This is a genomic window from Hamadaea tsunoensis DSM 44101, assembly GCF_000428945.1.
Taxonomy (GTDB): domain Bacteria; phylum Actinomycetota; class Actinomycetes; order Mycobacteriales; family Micromonosporaceae; genus Hamadaea; species Hamadaea tsunoensis.
In genome coordinates this window covers 177,954-193,840 of record NZ_AUAX01000005.1, presented here as the reverse complement: position 1 = coordinate 193,840, position 15,887 = coordinate 177,954, and the positions used below count along the sequence as shown (strand labels likewise).

17 protein-coding genes and 1 tRNA gene are annotated in these 15,887 nt (G+C 71.6%); 5 read left to right on the top strand and 13 right to left on the bottom strand.

The window, feature by feature from the left end; genetic code table 11:
* Positions 1-60: 60 nt before the first annotated feature.
* From G401_RS52565 to G401_RS0110995, 8 genes are all read right to left on the bottom strand, one after another.
* Positions 61-930: a DUF1906 domain-containing protein gene (locus G401_RS52565; protein WP_051366476.1), complete on the bottom strand. Its 870-nt coding sequence runs from the start codon at positions 928-930 to the stop codon at positions 61-63.
* A 170-nt stretch (positions 931-1,100) separates the two neighbouring features.
* Positions 1,101-3,551, bottom strand: coding sequence for a choice-of-anchor D domain-containing protein (locus G401_RS0111025; RefSeq protein WP_027342565.1), 2,451 nt, complete (start codon positions 3,549-3,551; stop codon positions 1,101-1,103).
* Between the two features lie 204 nt (positions 3,552-3,755).
* Positions 3,756-3,829, bottom strand: a tRNA-Ala gene (locus tag G401_RS0111020).
* Between the two features lie 96 nt (positions 3,830-3,925).
* A complete protein-coding gene (locus G401_RS0111015) occupies positions 3,926-4,798 on the bottom strand; it encodes a hypothetical protein (RefSeq protein WP_027342564.1) in 873 nt (290 codons plus the stop codon).
* Positions 4,799-4,950: 152 nt separating this feature from the next.
* Complete coding sequence (locus G401_RS0111010; protein ID WP_027342563.1) at positions 4,951-5,580, bottom strand: GNAT family N-acetyltransferase; 630 nt, start codon at positions 5,578-5,580, stop codon at positions 4,951-4,953.
* Positions 5,577-6,857 (bottom strand): molybdopterin molybdotransferase MoeA, encoded by a 1,281-nt coding sequence (locus tag G401_RS0111005; protein ID WP_027342562.1) that lies wholly within the window; start codon positions 6,855-6,857, stop codon positions 5,577-5,579. The genes G401_RS0111010 and G401_RS0111005 overlap by 4 nt, the downstream gene beginning before the upstream one ends.
* A gap of 21 nt (positions 6,858-6,878) precedes the next feature.
* Positions 6,879-7,880, bottom strand: coding sequence for a UTP--glucose-1-phosphate uridylyltransferase (locus tag G401_RS0111000; RefSeq protein ID WP_084557051.1), 1,002 nt, complete (start codon positions 7,878-7,880; stop codon positions 6,879-6,881).
* A gap of 9 nt (positions 7,881-7,889) precedes the next feature.
* Positions 7,890-9,977, bottom strand: a complete 2,088-nt coding sequence (locus tag G401_RS0110995; protein WP_027342560.1) for a GGDEF domain-containing protein — start codon at positions 9,975-9,977, stop codon at positions 7,890-7,892.
* Between the two features lie 75 nt (positions 9,978-10,052).
* On the opposite strand from G401_RS0110995, the gene G401_RS0110990 reads away from it, so the two are divergent.
* The 3 genes from G401_RS0110990 (at position 10,053) to mscL (ending at position 11,439) form a co-directional block, all read left to right on the top strand.
* Positions 10,053-10,640: a 5-formyltetrahydrofolate cyclo-ligase gene (locus G401_RS0110990; protein WP_064741735.1), complete on the top strand. Its 588-nt coding sequence runs from the start codon at positions 10,053-10,055 to the stop codon at positions 10,638-10,640.
* A 92-nt stretch (positions 10,641-10,732) separates the two neighbouring features.
* Positions 10,733-10,993, top strand: coding sequence for an FmdB family zinc ribbon protein (locus tag G401_RS0110985; protein WP_027342558.1), 261 nt, complete (start codon positions 10,733-10,735; stop codon positions 10,991-10,993).
* Positions 10,994-11,070: 77 nt separating this feature from the next.
* A complete protein-coding gene (gene mscL, locus G401_RS0110980) occupies positions 11,071-11,439 on the top strand; it encodes a large conductance mechanosensitive channel protein MscL (protein WP_027342557.1) in 369 nt (122 codons plus the stop codon).
* Between the two features lies 1 nt (position 11,440).
* Here the strand turns inward: mscL and G401_RS44825 are convergent, their stop codons facing one another.
* Complete coding sequence (locus G401_RS44825) at positions 11,441-11,623, bottom strand: hypothetical protein (RefSeq protein WP_034591245.1); 183 nt, start codon at positions 11,621-11,623, stop codon at positions 11,441-11,443.
* 25 nt (positions 11,624-11,648) lie between these two features.
* Between G401_RS44825 and G401_RS44820 the strand changes: the two genes are divergently transcribed.
* Positions 11,649-11,852 carry a hypothetical protein gene (locus G401_RS44820; RefSeq protein WP_051366475.1) on the top strand — a complete coding sequence of 68 codons (204 nt, stop codon included), beginning with the start codon at positions 11,649-11,651 and terminating at the stop codon, positions 11,850-11,852.
* 9 nt (positions 11,853-11,861) lie between these two features.
* On the opposite strand, the gene G401_RS44815 is transcribed toward G401_RS44820, so the two are convergent.
* Together G401_RS44815 and G401_RS0110960 are read right to left on the bottom strand one after the other, a co-directional pair.
* Positions 11,862-12,977: a CapA family protein gene (locus tag G401_RS44815; protein ID WP_051366474.1), complete on the bottom strand. Its 1,116-nt coding sequence runs from the start codon at positions 12,975-12,977 to the stop codon at positions 11,862-11,864.
* A gap of 53 nt (positions 12,978-13,030) precedes the next feature.
* Positions 13,031-13,540 carry a DUF2231 domain-containing protein gene (locus tag G401_RS0110960; protein ID WP_027342556.1) on the bottom strand — a complete coding sequence of 170 codons (510 nt, stop codon included), beginning with the start codon at positions 13,538-13,540 and terminating at the stop codon, positions 13,031-13,033.
* Between the two features lie 287 nt (positions 13,541-13,827).
* Between G401_RS0110960 and G401_RS0110955 the strand changes: the two genes are divergently transcribed.
* A complete protein-coding gene (locus G401_RS0110955; RefSeq protein WP_027342555.1) occupies positions 13,828-14,253 on the top strand; it encodes a Fur family transcriptional regulator in 426 nt (141 codons plus the stop codon).
* 27 nt (positions 14,254-14,280) lie between these two features.
* On the opposite strand, the gene G401_RS0110950 is transcribed toward G401_RS0110955, so the two are convergent.
* On the bottom strand, positions 14,281-15,174 hold the full coding sequence (locus tag G401_RS0110950; protein ID WP_051366473.1) for a RecB family exonuclease: 894 nt from the start codon (positions 15,172-15,174) through the stop codon (positions 14,281-14,283).
* Between the two features lie 38 nt (positions 15,175-15,212).
* Positions 15,213-15,833, bottom strand: coding sequence for a MarC family protein (locus G401_RS0110945; protein ID WP_027342553.1), 621 nt, complete (start codon positions 15,831-15,833; stop codon positions 15,213-15,215).
* Positions 15,834-15,887 lie beyond the last annotated feature (54 nt).

Sequence of the window (15,887 nt, the reverse complement as noted above, 5' to 3'; positions counted from 1 at the left end):
TAGGGCCAGCCTGACACAGCGTTCCTCAGCCCAAGGGCTGTTTACGCAGGTCGGCCCGGTTCAGACGGCGCCCTCGCGCAGGGCCTGCTTGACCGCTTCGACGATGGCCGGCTTGTCGGCGTCCCCGAGCGGTGCCCCGTCGACGATCACGTCCCCGGTCAGCTGGTTCTTCATCGCGTCCAGGAACTGCTGATTGGTGGCGAGGGTGGCGGCGATCTTGTTCCAGGTCAGCACCTTCTCGCCCTTGGTCGGGCCGCCGACCACGGTGTCCCGGCCGCTCACCAGGGCCTCCACCCGGTACGCCAGTGCCGCGAAATCCTTGTCGTCCATGAACGCCATGTCGTCGTCTCCCGTCCACTGGCCATAGTCCGGCACCATGGCCCGATTCAGATCGCAGTCGGCTCCGCCGATCGTGGCGCCGACCTTGTACTGCTCGAGGTGATTGCCCGCCGCCCACCGGCCGCCGGACCACGCGTACGTCTGCCAGAACCAGCGCGCCACACCGTCCCGGCGCGCCCACACCATGGCGTTGTACCCGCCGTACACGCCCACCCGCGACAGGCCGAGGACGCTCGCGGCACCGCGCAGACCGTTGGCGACCGCCTTCCACTGGCTCGCCGTCATGTCGAAGTCGGCGCTCAGGTAGATCGGCCGGCTGTCGGGCAGCCCCAGCGCCGCGAAATGGTCAAGCGCGCTGTTCGCCCAGCTCACACCGGTGCTGTAGCCGCCCAGCAGGCCGTCGGCCGCGCCTTCGGCGTTCGCCACGATCCCGAGGCCCGCGTTGTGCAGGGCGTCCCGCTCGGCGGCGTGCAGCTGCTTGCCGTCCGAGCCCGGGCCGCCGTACCGGCAGGCGAACTGCTTGCCCGCGGCGACCAGCGATGAGGGGGAAGGCAGGGGCGGGAACGCATAGTCCACGCCTTCGACAGACATCGGCGCTCCTCGGGGGTCGGCGGGCGCACTCGATCGAGCGTAGTCGAGGCGGCCAGGAGCGCAACGCCCTCCGACAGTCGGGAAACGGTCTCGCCGCTCGCCTTCCGCGCCCGCCCGGAAAACGGGAAGCCGCCCCGAGCCGATCGGCCCGAGGCGGCTTGCCGTGCACGTCACGCCTTGTGCGGAAGCGGTGCAGGCGTACCGAGGCCGACCACGCCCGGCGCCGCCCGGCGCGGGCCCGCGGCCCCACCGAGTACGCCTTGGCCGAAGGACGGGCTCGCGGTACCGGGATAGAGCCAGAACGCACCGACGACGTCGACGACCGCGTGGGCGGTGCCGGAGTTGTTGTAGATGTCGAACTGGTTGATCCCCGACCCGCCCAGCAGGGTCAGCGACGCGTTGGCCGCGATCTCACCCTTGCCGAGGTTGAGCGTGCTGACGGTCGGCCGGGCGAGCCCGGTCGGCCACAGGGACATGTAGGTGTTGGCGGTGGGCTGGATCCCCGTCGCGTTCAGCATGAGCGCCTGCGTCGCCGCCGGCAGCACCGAGCCCGGTGCCGTGACGGTGGCGGTCGAGGCGCCTCCCAGCGGTCCGGTCAGCCCGAGCGCGCTGCGGCTGTCCACGATGCGCTGCGGCGTCTGCGGCGTGAACCGCAGGCCGTCCGGCAGCGTGCCGTCGTCGATGAGGCCGACGACGTCCACCACGACGTGCGTGGTCTGCGGACTGAAGATGCTGATCGACGGAAGCCCGTAGTACTTGCCGGTGCAGATGGTGCACGGGCCGACCGGCACGATCGCGAAGTTCGGCGTGACGCCGCCCTTCGTGTAGTTGACCGTCGACGTACTCGGGTTGGTGCCGTTGCCGTCCCACGCGGTCAGGAAGCCGGCCGCCCGGGGGGACACCGCCGTGATGTTGACGACGAACGCGCGGATGTGCGAGTTCGCCGTGCCGTAGTCGTCGGCGAGCTGGGCGTAGTAGCCCGCGGGAAGCGGCTCGCCCCAGTCCGACCGGCTGTCGAAGAGCCGGTAGGGCTCGACCGGCTGGAGCTGCCCGGCGAGCTGGCCCGACTGGTAGTAGGCGGAGCCCGCGTACCAGCCGTTGACATCGGCCACGATGTGCGTCGCGGTGGACGCGTAGATGTTCACCGCGCCGTCCGCCCCGACGGGCACGGTCACGGAGTTCGACCGCAGGCCGCCCTTGACGTAGTTGAGCGAGGACGCGGTCGGCCGCGCGACGTCCGACGGGTACGCCGTCAGGAAGCCGGAGCCGATCGGGCCGGTCACCGTCAGGTTCAGCACGACCGCGGAGACGCCGTTGAACGGCAGGCCGCCCTGGCCGAGGACCTGGAGATGAACCACGTTGCCGGAGTGGACGATGCTCTTGGGCGCGCCGAGACCCGAGCGGGTGTCGAGGATCCGCGCGGGCGTGACCGGGCTGTACGTCCCCCGGAATCCCTGGGTGACGTAGTAGAGCGTCAGCTGCACCGACTTGGTCGGCGTGAGGCTGTTGTCATGCAGCTCCAGCGTCGCATACTTCGGGTACGCGGTGCTCAGCGGCTTGGCCGCGACCTCGACGTAGCAGGTCTGGTTCTTCGCGAGGCTGACACCCTTGCAGGTGTCGGTCGTGACGAAGAAGTTCGCCGCGTCCGTACCCGTGATCGTGGCCGGCGTGAAGGTGTCCGGCGTGTCTCCGGTGCCGGTCACCGTCACCCGCTGGGGCGCGCCGAGCTCGTACAGGATCTGGCCGTCGAAGCTCAGGAAGCCCGGCGACACCGTCACGGTACGCGGATCGACGCCGTTCATGCCGAGCTGGAACCAGCGGGCGCCGAGCGACGTGTTGTCGGCCAGTTTGAGCAGGGTCCAGTCGCCGCTGAGCTTGGTCGAGTGCGCCGTCACGGTGATCGTGCAGGTCTCCCCGTACGCCAGGGACGCCCCGGTGCACGAGTTCTGCGAGATCGCGTACGAGCCGCTGTTCTCGATGAAGGTCGGGTCGCCGAAGACGACCGGCCCCGCGCCGAGCGACGTGACGGTGAACGTCTTGCTGACCGGTCCGCTGCCGACGAGACGCGACCCGAAATCGTAGGCCATCAGGTCGGTACCCGCTCCGGCGTACGCCGTGCCGGAGTTCCAGCGGATCTCACCGTGCAGATCCTGGTAGTTCGAGAAGCACGAGAGGACGAACGTCGCGGCGAACCCGGTCAGGGCTCCGCCGCTGCCGCGGACGACGTCTTCCACGTGCAACGTGCCCGGCGCCTCGTCGCAGGTCGCACCCGCGTGGGCGACGTCGATGTACGCCTTCGCCGCGTCGGGTACGAGGCTGAGCTCGTAGTCGGTGCCGGCGGTCCAGGTGGATCCGGTGGGCGGAGCCACGTGGATCACCCAGTTGTCGGTGCCGCGGTCGGCTCGGAAGTCGACCTGGTCGGTGCCGGTGGCGCCGACCGTGAACGTCGACCCGTTCGTCGCGTCGTACGCGAGCGATCCCTGGTGCCACCATGATCCGGTGGAACCGTCGACGTAGAGGGCTGTGTAGGGCGCTGTCGGGCCCGCGGCCTGCGCCGGTGCGGCAACACCGGTCAGCGCGAGGACGACTGCGGAGGCGAGGGCGCCATGAAGAGCCCGCATGTGATCTCCCCGTTCACGGAATGCAGAGCTTGCGGGCGGAAATATAGGACTCTCGCGCAACTACAGCCCATAGGTCGAACGGCCTACTCGCGTCGCGGACGGGGAACCGGGCTGGGGGCGCGGGCTGGGGACCGGGCGAGGCGAACAGGCCGCGGCACAACGACGAAGGCCCTGAGCGATGAACGCTCAGGGCCTTGCTCAGTGTGGAGACGAGGGGATTCGAACCCCTGACCCCCTCGATGCGAACGAGGTGCGCTACCGGGCTGCGCCACGTCCCCCGGTGCGATCCGTTTCCGGACCGGCGCCAAGGTTAGCAGGTCTGCCCGCCCATGCGCGAATCACCCCGCCGCGTCGTGTTCACCCGGTCGCGACGCTCATCGGGAGCTGCCGCGCGAGTCGGCCGGGCCGGCGGAGTAGGGCTTTCCGCGTACGCGTGATCCTCGCGGGCTGGGGGCGCGGTAGGACAGCACCGGTGCCGACTGCTCCGCTCCGACCGCCTTGGGCAGCTCCTGCGTCTCCTGGAGGGAGAGCATGAGGGCGGCACGCTGGCGTACCAGTTCTTCCTGGAGGAGGCGGGCCGCTTCCCGGCGGGCGGTGGCGCGGCGGCGCTGCGCGCGGCGTACCTCGGCTTGCTGCTCTTCGAGCCAGCGGGCCTCGGCGGCTTCGGCGGCGCGGCGGCGCTGCATCTGGCGGGCGCGGCCGCGCAGGTGGCCGACGTAGACCGCGAGCAGGGTGCCGCTGGCGGCGAAGCCGATCCAGAAGCCGGGTCCCACGGCGAAGACGCCGCCCAGCTCGACCGCGTTGAACAGGATCAGGGCGGCCAGTACGCGCCGGCGCCGGTACACGGCCGGGCGGGCCCGGCTGCGGCCGCCGGTGGCGCCGCGGAGTGTGTAGGGGACGGCGGAGCGCGGGACGACGGTGAGGGTGGGGCGGCGCGAGGAGGCGCGCGGTCCGGAGCGGGCCGGGGTGGAGACGGGGATGGCGCTGACCATCGGGACCGCCGACACCGGCGTGTACGCCCCCACGAGCGAGCCGAGGATCTGCGAGGGGATGTACGCGCGGGGCGGGTTGACCGGGAGGCGTCCTGGCACGGTGCGACGGCGCCGGGACCTGGCCAGGACCCGCGCGGTCGACAGCGCCCGCTCCGCCACGAGGCGCTCGGTGGCGTCGTACCGGCGTACCAGCGCCGGGGCGAGAGCGAGCAGCCCCGCGGCGGTGAGGACGGCGAGGAGCACCGAGGTCGGCACCCTCTCCCCTCCCGTCACTCCTCGGCGGGACCCGGACGGGATCCCGCGCTAGATAGATCGTTTACCGAGGGTAAAGGTCGCGGCGCGCCGTAGGTGGCAGGCGCGCCGCCCCGGCGCGTCGCGGGATATCGACGAGGGCAGGTAAAGCGGGGTCAGGCGGCTCGTAAGCGGTGCCAGCGGCGGACCAGCCCGCCGTCGGCCAGCACGTCCTCGATCGTGACGCCGTAACCGATGTGGTCCCGCCAGGCGCCGTCGATGAACATGTAGTGCGGGTGGTACGCCTCCTCGCGCAGCCCGAGCTTCTCGGCGACCCGGCGGCTGGCCTTGTTCTCGGGGCGGATGTTGACCTCGACCCGGTGCAGGCCGCCGGAGCTGAACGCGTGGTCCACGACCAGCGCCAGCGCGGTCGGCATGATGCCCTGGCCGGCGACCCTCGAGTCGATCCAGTACCCGCAGTACGCCGAGGCGAACGCGCGCCGCACGATGTTGCCCAGGTTGATGTGGCCGACGAAGCGCTCGCGGCCGTCCTCGACGAGGCAGATGGCGAACGGCATGGCTTCGCCGATCTTGGCCGCCTCCTTGAGTCCCTTGTAGACGAGACGGAACGAGGCCGGGGAGTTCATCTGCGCCCAGGGCCCGATCGGCGTGGCCTCCCAGGGCGCGAGCCACGGCTGGTTGCGGATGCGTACCTGGGACCAGTCCTGGGCGTCGGAACGCTTGTACGGGCGCAGCAGCACCGGCCCGTCACGCAGCACGGTCGGATAACCGAGGGCTCTCGTCATCGTCGCCTGTCCAGCAGCAGAACGTCCACAGTCGACCCGGCGGGGGCGGTCGTCACCCGCTCGCCGAGGACCAGCAGGCCGTTCGCTTCGGCCAGCCCCGCCAGCGTACGCGGTCCGCCGGCCAAAGGCTGCACGGTGTAGCCGCCGCCGCGGCGCTCGGCCACCAGAGCGGGCCGGAATTCGCGCAGCCCCGGAGGGGAGGTCACCGTCTCCAGGAGGTGCCCGCGTACGGACGGGCGGAACACCGGCTCGGCGCCGGCCAGCAGCTGGATCGCCGGGCGGGCGAGCACCTCGAAGCCGATCAGGGCGGCGCCGGGGTCGCCGGGCAGGCACACGATCGGCACCTCCTCGGCCGTGCCGTAGGTGCCGAAGCCCAGCACCGAGCTCGGGTACAGGGAGACCTCCGTGAAGGTCACCGAACCGCTCCGGCTGCCGTCCCGCCGGGACAGGATGCGGCGCACCATGTCGCCCGGACCGGTCCCGGTGCCGCCGGTGGTGATGATCAGGTCGGCCCGCAGCGTCTGGTCCTCCAGCAGGCTGCGCAGGCCCTCCGGATCGTCGTCGCAGATCCCCACCCGGTACGCGTGCGCGCCAGCCTCGGCCGCCGCGGCGGTCAGGGCGTGCGAGTTCACGTCGACGACCTGGCCGGGCTGGCTGACCCGGCCCGCCTCGACGAGTTCGTCGCCGGTCGCCACGATGACGACGCGGGGCGTGGGCCGCACGACGACGTGGCCGATGCCACTGGCCGCGAGGACAGCCACGAGCGCCGGGGTGACGACCGAGCCGCCGCGGGCCAGGACCGTCCCGGCCGCGATCTCCTCGCCCGCCCGGCGTACGCCGTAACCGCGCTTGGGTACGCGGGCGATCTCGACGGCGGCCATGCCCTGGTCGGTCCAGTCGACGGGGACGATCACGTCCGCGCCGATCGGCAGCGGCGCACCGGCCGCCACGGAGAAACACGAGTTCGGGGTCAGCCGGGCCGGCCGCCAGCTGGCCGCGCCGAGATCGCCGACGACGTTCAGGCGTACCGGCCGGCCGGGGCCGGGCGGCACGAGATCGTCCGCCCGGCACGCGTACCCGTCGATGCCGGCCTGGTCGAAGGCGGGGTAGGGATGCGGCGCGAGGACGTTCTCGGCGAGCACGTTGCCGTGCGCCTGCGTCAGGTCGAGGTCGAGCGCCGGCAGCGCCCTGAGCCTGCGCAGCACGCTGCCCAGGTAGTCGGCGAGCGGCGTCAGCTCGGCTGCTGACGCCGCGTCGAACTCGGCCGTTGCGGTCATCTCTGCGTCATCCCGATCCGCCTAAGAGGCGCCTCCGGCTGGACTGCTGCCGGCGAGGTAGTCGACCAGCCACTGGCGGAACGCCGGGCCGAGGTCCTCGCGTTCGCAGGCCAGCTGCACGGTCGCCTGGAGGTAGCCGAGCGGGATGCCGGTGTCGTAGCGGTGGCCGCGGTAGACGATGCCGTGCACCGGCGTGCCTTCGGCGAGCAGGATCGCCATGGCGTCGGTCAGCTGGATCTCGCCGCCGCTGCCCGGCTTGGTCCGCCGGATGGCGTCGAAGATGGAGAAGGGCAGCACGTAGCGGCCGACGACGGCGAGATTGCTGGGCGCCTCGCCGACCGGCGGCTTCTCCACGAGCCCGGTCACCTTCACCACGGATCCAGCGTCGCTGACGGCGGCAAGTGACGGATCGACCTCCTCGACCGACGCGATGCCGTAACGGTTGACCTGGTCCTCGGGAATCTCGATGAAGGACAGGACTATTCCGCCGGTCTGCGCCTGCAGATCGAGCATCGAGGGCAGCAGCGGCTCGTCCTCCGCGCAGAACTCGTCGGCCAGCAGGACCGCGAACGGCTCCCCGCCCACGTGCGACTCGGCGTACGAGACGGCGTGGCCGAGGCCCAGCGGCTCGCCCTGCCGGCAGGTGTAGATCTCGGCCAGTTCGGACGTACGCCGCACGGCGTTGAGCCGCGCGATGTCTCCCTTGGCCTCCAGCCGGGACTCGAGGTACGGGTTGCGGTCGAAGTGGTCGACCATGCTGGTCTTACCCCGGCCGGTGACCAGGAGGATGTCGTTGATCGAGGCGCTGGCGGCCTCTTCGACGATGTACTGGAGCACCGGGCGGTCGACGACGGGCAGGAGTTCCTTGGGGACGGCCTTGGTGGCGGGCAGGAATCGCGTGGCCAGTCCGGCAGCGGGGATCACTGCCTTCGTGGCCCGCCGTGCAGCCGTCACCGGCCGGTCGGGGGCGTTGCCGCCCGCGCCGCCGGCTGTACGGTCCGCTGAGGGGGTGTGTCCGAGCATGTGGCGAGACTATCGGCCATTGCCCTGTCGGGGCGTCTGAGTCCCGCCCGACGCGCCGCGCGCGGTCAATTCTCCGACCGGCGCGCAGGCACCGAGAGCTGCGGACATCGCCGGGCGGGCCACATCCGGAATGGCATCTCCGGCTGTCCGATAGCGGTCACGCCCGGCCGCTTTGGCCGCGTACAGGGCGTCGTCGGCGGCCTGCACGACGGCCGATCCGCTCTCGCCGTGCTCCGGATAGACCGCGATCCCGATCGACACCGTCACCTCGACCCGGCCGCGCGGCAGCAGCACCGGCGCCGTACGCAGGGCCGCGCACAACCGTTCCGCCACGGCCTGCCCGCCGGCCAGATCGGTTTCGGGCAGGAGCACCACGAACTCCTCCCCGCCGTGCCGGAACGCGAGGTCGACCTCCCGGATCTCCCCGCGTACGCGGCGGGCGAACTCGGTCAGCACGATGTCGCCGGCCGCGTGCCCGAAGGAGTCGTTGATCTCCTTGAACCGGTCGAGGTCCATGGCCAGTACGCACAGCCGCCGCCCGAACCGGTGCGCCCGTTCGACCTCCCGGCGCAGGCAGTCCAGCATGGACCGGTAGTTGAGCAGCCCGGTGAGCGAGTCGGTGACCGACAGCCGCTGGGCCTCCTCGTGGACGCGTACGTTGTCGACGGCCACCGACGCCTGCCCGGCGAAGGTACGCAGCGTGTCGAGGTCGCCGTCGTCGAACTCGTCCCGGCCGAGCCGGTCGTAGAGCGCGAGTACGCCCTGCGCGGCGGGCAGCCCGGCCGGCCACAGCCCGCGGGCGGAGGCGGTGCCCGGGGCCGGTTCGGCCGGCAGCAGCCCGCCGAGCGTGAACGGGACGATCACGTAGGACCGGCTGGCCGGCTCCATCGGCAGCAGCACCGGGCGGTCGCGGTCGGTGCGGCCGCGTACCGGGACGCCGGTGGCCGCCACGGAACCGAGCAGCCCTTCCCCGATCGGTACGCGCAGCACGGACCCGTCGACCCCTTCGGCGCACTGGGCCGTGAGGAGTCCGGTCGCCGGGTCGACCAGGAGCACGGCGCCCGCCCTGGCCCCGGCGGCGTGCCGGGCGGTCTGCAGGATCACCTGGAGGATCCGGTGCAGGTCGTGCGTGCTCGACAGGGTGTCGCCGAGGACGCCGAGCTGGCCGCGCAACTGGTCCCGGCTGGCGGTCAGCGCCTCCACATAGGATTCCAGCTCGGCCGTCATCCGGTTGAAGGCGGAACCCAGCCGGCCCATCTCGTCCGCCGACTCCACCGGTACGCGTACGCGCAGGTCGCCGTCGGCCACCTGGTCGGCCGCCCGGGCCAGCCGGTCGAGCGGGGCGGTCGTCGTGCGGGCCAGCCACCAGGCGACCACGACGGCCAGCCCGGCGGTGAGCAGCACGACGGCGATCAGGGTCAGGTAGCGGCCGGCCATCGAGGGCTCCGGCACCGACAGGACGAGCGGCAGCGGGATCCCGTCCGCCGTGCCCAGCCGGCGGGCGAAGTCGCCTGGTCCGCCGGCGGTCGACACCGCCGGCACGACACCGTCGCCGGACAGCAGCGTCACGCGTACGCCGGCCGAGTCGGCGAGCCGCTGCAGCGCCGCCGGGTCCACCGACTGCGCCGCCCACACCGTGCCGACCTGGTCGCCCTGGGCGTCGACGAGGTCCACCCGCGCGGCGATCCCCTCGAAGGTCGCCGGGCCGATCTCCTCGGACGTGCCCGGCGCGCACAGCGCCCACGGCGGCGGCGGCGCGTCCACGGTGGTCAGGCCGCTGAACCCGGTCTCCGCATCGGACTCGACGTGCACGCCGGACACCAGCCCCCGAGCCACGTACCGCTGCGCCACCCCGGCCCGGTCGGCCTCAGGCGCGTCGGCGACCGCCTCGGCCACCGCCCGCAACTGCCCGCACAGGGCGGCGAAGCTCGTGCGTACCGCCCCGCTCGCGACGGTCAGCCGGTCCGCCGCGCGCTCCTGGGCAGCCGAAGCCACGTAACCGGCGGCGAACACCGCCCCGATCAGCGCCGGCGCCAGGACCGTCGCCAGAAAGGCGCTGGTCAGGCGGGTTCGCAGGCTCACCGGGTCTCCCTCCATCGACTACGATTGCGGTCGCGGGTGCGATGCTTGCACGCTTTGCCCGCTTCAACTGAGTTGTGGGGAAAGTGTCACGTGTCGGATTTTTCGGTTCGTTCGGCGGTGGCGCCCGTCGATCTTGTCGGCAGCAAGATCGAGGTCAGGAAGGCGCTGCTCACGGCCCGTCGCTCCCGCCCGGAATCGACCCTGCGGAATGCCGACGCCCGGCTCTGGCGCCATCTGTCAGATCTTGTACGCGTCACCCGCCCGTCGGTCGTCGCGGCGTACGAACCGTTCGGGACCGAGCCCGGCGCCCACCTGTCCGGGCCGCTGCCCCGGCTGCTGGCCCGGCACGCCGCGGTACGCGTACTCGTGCCCGTCCTGCTGGCGGACAACGACCTGGACTGGCGCGACTGGGACGACGACGACCTGCTCGGCGAGGCGGAGATCGCCGCGGCGGACCTGGTGATCGCCCCGGCGCTGGCCGTCGACACGACCGGTGTACGCCTCGGTCGCGGCGGCGGCAGTTACGACCGCGCGCTGGCGCGGGTGGCCCCCGACGTGCCGATCGTGGCGCTCGTGCACGACGGTGAATTCGCTCACAGCCTGCCGGCCCAGCCGCACGACCGGCGGGTGACCGCCGTGATCACGCCCACGGCCGGGATGATCCGGCTGCCACAGTGAGTTGAGCTGGACGGAGTTCGCGTGCCACTATTGGCACTCGACGTTATGGAGTGCCAGCCGATCCCGCGGCGGCAGTCGGTCAGGAGGAGATCGTGCCCACGTACCAGTACGCGTGCACGGCCTGTGGTCACCAGCTCGAGCGCGTCCAGTCGTTCACCGACGCGCCGCTGACCCAGTGCCCCGAGTGCGACGGCCAGCTGCGCAAGCTGTTCTCCGGCGTCGGCGTCGTCTTCAAGGGCTCGGGCTTCTACCGCACCGACTCGCGGAAGACCCCGTCGCAGTCGAACTCCTCGTCGAGTTCGTCGGGCTCGTCCAGCTCCAGCCCGTCCGCCAGCTCCTCCTCGGCATCCTGACGCCGGCACGTCGCGCTAATACGGACTTTTTGCCCGAATTACGCTAATTCTGCGCGTACGCGCGGGACAATGACGGCGTGTTCAAGGGTTTTCGGGAGTTCGTCCTTCGCGGCAACGTCATCGACCTGGCCGTCGGCATCGTCATCGGCGCCGCGTTCGGCGCGGTGATCAACCAGTTCACGAAGTCGTTCCTGGAACCACTGATCCAGGTCCTCACCGGCGGGCACGGCACCGGCGGCCGATTCACCGTGCGCGGCGTGCCGTTCGACTACGGCGCCTTCATCAACGCGCTGATCACGTTCGTCCTGACCGCGCTCGCCCTGTACTACTTCGTCGTCGTACCGGCGAACGCGTACGCGCGCCGGCGCGGGACGCTCAAGGAGGACGAGCTCTCGGACGAGGCGAAACTGCTCACCGAGATCCGCGACCGGCTGCCCAGGGGCTGACTCACCAGTGCGGCGGGCGGTCTTCGAGCAGGCGGTCGTCGTTGGAGCCGGCGGATTCGCCCCAGCCGGCGTCGGTGTCGTCGACGGTCTGGTCGGGCAGGATCGGCGCGTCGTCCGGCTCGAGTTCGACGACGCGGTCGTCCTCGGTGCTGGAGATGCCGTAGGTCAGATCTTCACCGGCCACGCCATCCAGCTTAGGAGGTGTACGCGTGTCTGAGTACCCGGGTCCGCCCATTGCGGTACCGCCCCAGGACTTCCATCCGGAACTGGTCGAGGTGGTCGACCCGCCGCGCCGGCTGCCCGAGCAGGACGCCGCCGCCCTGGACGCGGACGAGCGCCGCGCCCGCCGGTTCACGCTGCTCGTCGGGGCGATCGCGGTGGCCGCCCTGCTGATCGTCACGCTGGCCCGCTGAGCCGGCGGTCTACGAAGCAAGCGCCGCGTACTTCATCACCCGGTCGTACGCGGCCTGGTAGGTGGCCCGCCGGGCGGGATCGAGAGCGGGATCGGCCAGCGCCGCGGTCAGGTCCACGAGACGGATCGACGGCGCGAGGTCGACCCAGGTCGGCAACGGATCGATCTTCCGGACCGACCACCGGCCCGCGTACGCGAACGTCACCCGGACCATCAGCCCCTCCCGGTTGGCGTCCTGCGGATCGGCGTGCCGGGCGAGTTCGTTGCCCATGCCGAAGACGAACCACGTGCCCTTGATCCGGCGGATCGGCTGCACCACGTGGGCGTGGTGGCCGAGGACGAGGTCGATGTCGGGCGAGCCCGCGAGCGCGTTCGCCCAGGCCAGCTGATTCGAGTCCGGATCGTGCCGGTACTCGGTGCCCCAGTGCAGGCTCACGATGACGATCTGCGCACCGGCCAGCCGGGCGGCGTGCGCGGCAGCTTTGATCTTCGCCGGGTCGATCCTGCTCGCCAGCCATTCCCGGCCGGCCGGCGGCGTGAGCCCGTTGAAGCCGAACGCGTACGCGAGATGCGCGATCTTCACTCCGCGGACGGTGTAGATCCACGGCTTGCCGGCGTCCTGCGGCCGGGCGGCGATCCCGGCGTGGCCGAGGCCCTCGGCGTCCATCGCGGCGATCGTCCGGTCGATGCCGGCCTCGCCCTGGTCGAGCGTGTGGTTGGAGACCGTCGAGCACCCGTCGAAACCGGTGTCCTTGACGCCGTCGAGGATCTGCGGCGGGACGCTGAACCGGGGGAACCCCTTGAACGGCCCGCCCGCCGGGGCCAGGGGCGTTTCGAGATGGCAGAGCGCGAGGTCGGCCCCGGACACGACCGGGCGTACGCCGGCGAACATCGGCGCGTACCCGCCGTCGCGCGTGGCCTGCTGCCAGATCTCGGGGTGGGCGAGCACGTCGCCCGCTGCCACGAGTGTGATCGTCTTCGGGGCCGCGGCCGCCGGGCTCTGCCCCGCCACCGCGGCGGGAGTGCCGCTCGCGGAGCCGGTCGGGGAGCCGTCCGCGACGGGGGACGCGGTCGGCGTGCAGGCGGTGAGGGCCACGCACAGGACGATCGGGAGGATTCTGCGCACACTCCCGTGTACCACAGAGATCCTCCCGATCAGGGTTGCCGTCAGAGTTGCCGTCAGGGTTGCTTGAACGATCCCCACACGATGTGGGCGCCCGTGTCACCGGTCTTGAACACGTAGTAACCGGTGAACCCGGCCAGCACCAGGACGACGAGGGCGAGCCCGATCGTCGCGATCAGCGAGCCCTTGCGCGACGAGCCCTCCGCCGAGGGCCGCCGGCCGATCGCCGTCGAGACCAGGACCAGCAGCAGCGCCGCCACCCCCAGCCCGATCGAGAAGTACTCGGTGTTGTCGCCGTAGTGCAGGTGGGTGTCGACCTGGCTCATGATCTGCGGCGGATAGTTCTGCGCGACCAGCATCTTGCGCAGCGCGTTCCCCGACTGCGTGGCCGCGAACGCCCCCAGCGGGCCCGCGACGGCCAGCAGCGCCACCGCCCAGCCGATACGCCTGCGCAACGGCGGGACCAGCGCGTACACGGCCGACCCGCCGACGAGCAGCACGATGAACACGATCGCGAAGTGGATGATGAGGGGGTGGGCGGGGATGCCCAGGATGTAGTCGAACACGAGTGGGCCTCCGTGGCTGGTCGTTCCCCGGGTCGCCGGTCAGCGGCTTGCGGGTCAGCGTAAGGGGCGGCCACCTGCGGGCGCGGCGTACGAACGGCTGTTCCTGGGGTTCTCGACTTTCGGCCGGAAGCCCCTCCGCCGTTCGGTCAGAAACGATCATCAGGACGCTCGGCGAACCCGACGAAGGCGACGTTCGTCAATGAAACAGCAGCCGGACGCGCAGTTCGCGGCCGGTGAGATCAGGCTCTTTTCTTGGACGATTCCAAAGATCGTGCTTTGATGGCTGTGTGTCCGGTGAAGAGCGGCTGCGTTCGGTCGGGCTGCGGGTCACGCGCCCCCGGCTCGCCGTCCTCGACGTGCTCACCGGCGGCGGTCACTTCGAGGTCGACGAGGTCACGCGGCTGGTCCGCGACCGGCTCGACTCGGTGTCCACCCAGGCGGTCTACGACGTGCTGGGCGCCCTGTCCCGGGCCGGCCTGGCCCGGCGGATCGAACCGGCCGGCTCCCCCGCGCTGTACGAGGCTCGTACCGGCGACAACCACCACCACGTCGTGTGCCGCGGCTGCGGCGAGGTCGCCGACGTCGACTGCACCGTGGGCAGCGCCCCCTGCCTCGACCCGAACACCGCGCACGGTTTCGAGGTCGACGAGGCCGAGGTCACCTTCTGGGGACTGTGCCCGGCCTGCCAGTCGCTGCGCGGCGCGGACGCCTGACCCGGCCGCTTCCGGTCGGCACCCGGCTCAGTCCAGCTCGACCGCCGGTTCGCGCGGGACGACCGCCGTCCACGGCTCACGCACGGCGGCCTGCGCACCGGCAGGACAGACCTTGCGGTAGTCGCACCACGAGCACAGGGCACCCGGCTGCATCGGGTACGCCTCGTCCGGGTCGGCCCCGGCGGCGACGGACTTCTCGGCGGCGATGATGTCGCGGGCGGTCGCCTCGGCCCGGCCGACGTGGCGGGCGATCGACTCGTCGGTGTGCTCGTGCGCCGCCACCGTCTCGGTCGGCAGGTGATGCAGTTCGACCCGGTGGCACGGGCGGCGGAACTGCCGCGCGGCGGCGAACGCGTAGAGCGCGAGGGCCAGCGAGCCCCGCGCGTCGTCCGAGGTGAGCTCGCCCCGGCCGGTCTTGTAGTCGACGATCACCAGCTCGTCGCCGCGCCGGTCGATCCGGTCGGCCCGGCCGGACAATGCCAGCACCGACGTCTTGGTGGCGACCGTCCGCTCGACGCCGACCGGTTCGTCCTCGGGATCGAGCGTCGCGATGTACGCCTCCAGCCAGGCCAGCGCCCGGGCGAAGACCTCGCGTTCCTGCTCCTCGTCGCGGTAGCCCTCACGGACCCAGGTCGCGCGCAGCAGAGTCGCCAGCGGGTCGGCGGTACGCTTCGCGACCGGCAGGGCCCACCAGTTCTTCAGAGCGGTGTGCACGCTCGCGCCGAGGGAGTTGTGCGCCCAGGGCGGCCCCTTCGGCGGCGCCGGCCGGTCGACGTAGCCGTACCGGAAGCGCCGCGGGCAGTCCGCGAACGAGGACAGCTTGCTCGGCGTACAGACGAGGAGGCGGTCGGGGAGGTCACCGAAGTCCAGCCCGAGTTGCTCGGAGGGGCCGGACTGTCCCGGGATGCGGCCGGTGGGCATAGGGCGAATCCTCCCAGACGGGTACGACATCCGCCTCTTCAGGCCCCCCGCGAGGCCCGGTACGCGTCCACGAACTGTCCGATCGCGCCGGCCATCAGCTGCACCGCGATGGCCGCCAGCAGCAGACCGGCGATCCGGGTCAGCACCTCGATCCCGCCCGGGCGCAGTATGCGTACCAGCGTGCCGGAGAAGCGCAGGACCAGCCAGACCGCGATCATCACGGCCACGATCGCGAGGGCCACCGCCGAATAGTCGGCGAAGTCGTTCGCCTTGCGGACCTCCAGCATCGTCGCCACGATCGCACCCGGCCCGGCCAGCAGCGGCGTACCGAGGGGGACCAGGGCGATGTTGGAGGTCGACTGCTGCTGCGGATCGTCGGCCTTGCCGGTGAGCAGCTCCAGGGCGACCAGGATGAGCAGCAGACCGCCGGCCGCCTGCAGGGCGGGCAGATCGATCTGGAGGTAGTCCAGGATCTTCTGGCCCGCGACCGCGAAGACGACGATCACACCCAGCGCCAGGGCGACCGCCTGCCAGGCCGCCTTGTACCGCTCCCGGGCGGGCAGCGAGCCGGTCAGGGCCAGGAAGATCGGCACCATGCCGGGCGGATCGGTGATGACCAGCAGGGTCACGAACATCTCGCCGAAGAGCTGCGCATTCACATCCGCCACGATAGGGCGTGACGCGCCTCAAACCGCCGCTACCCGACCGGCGCG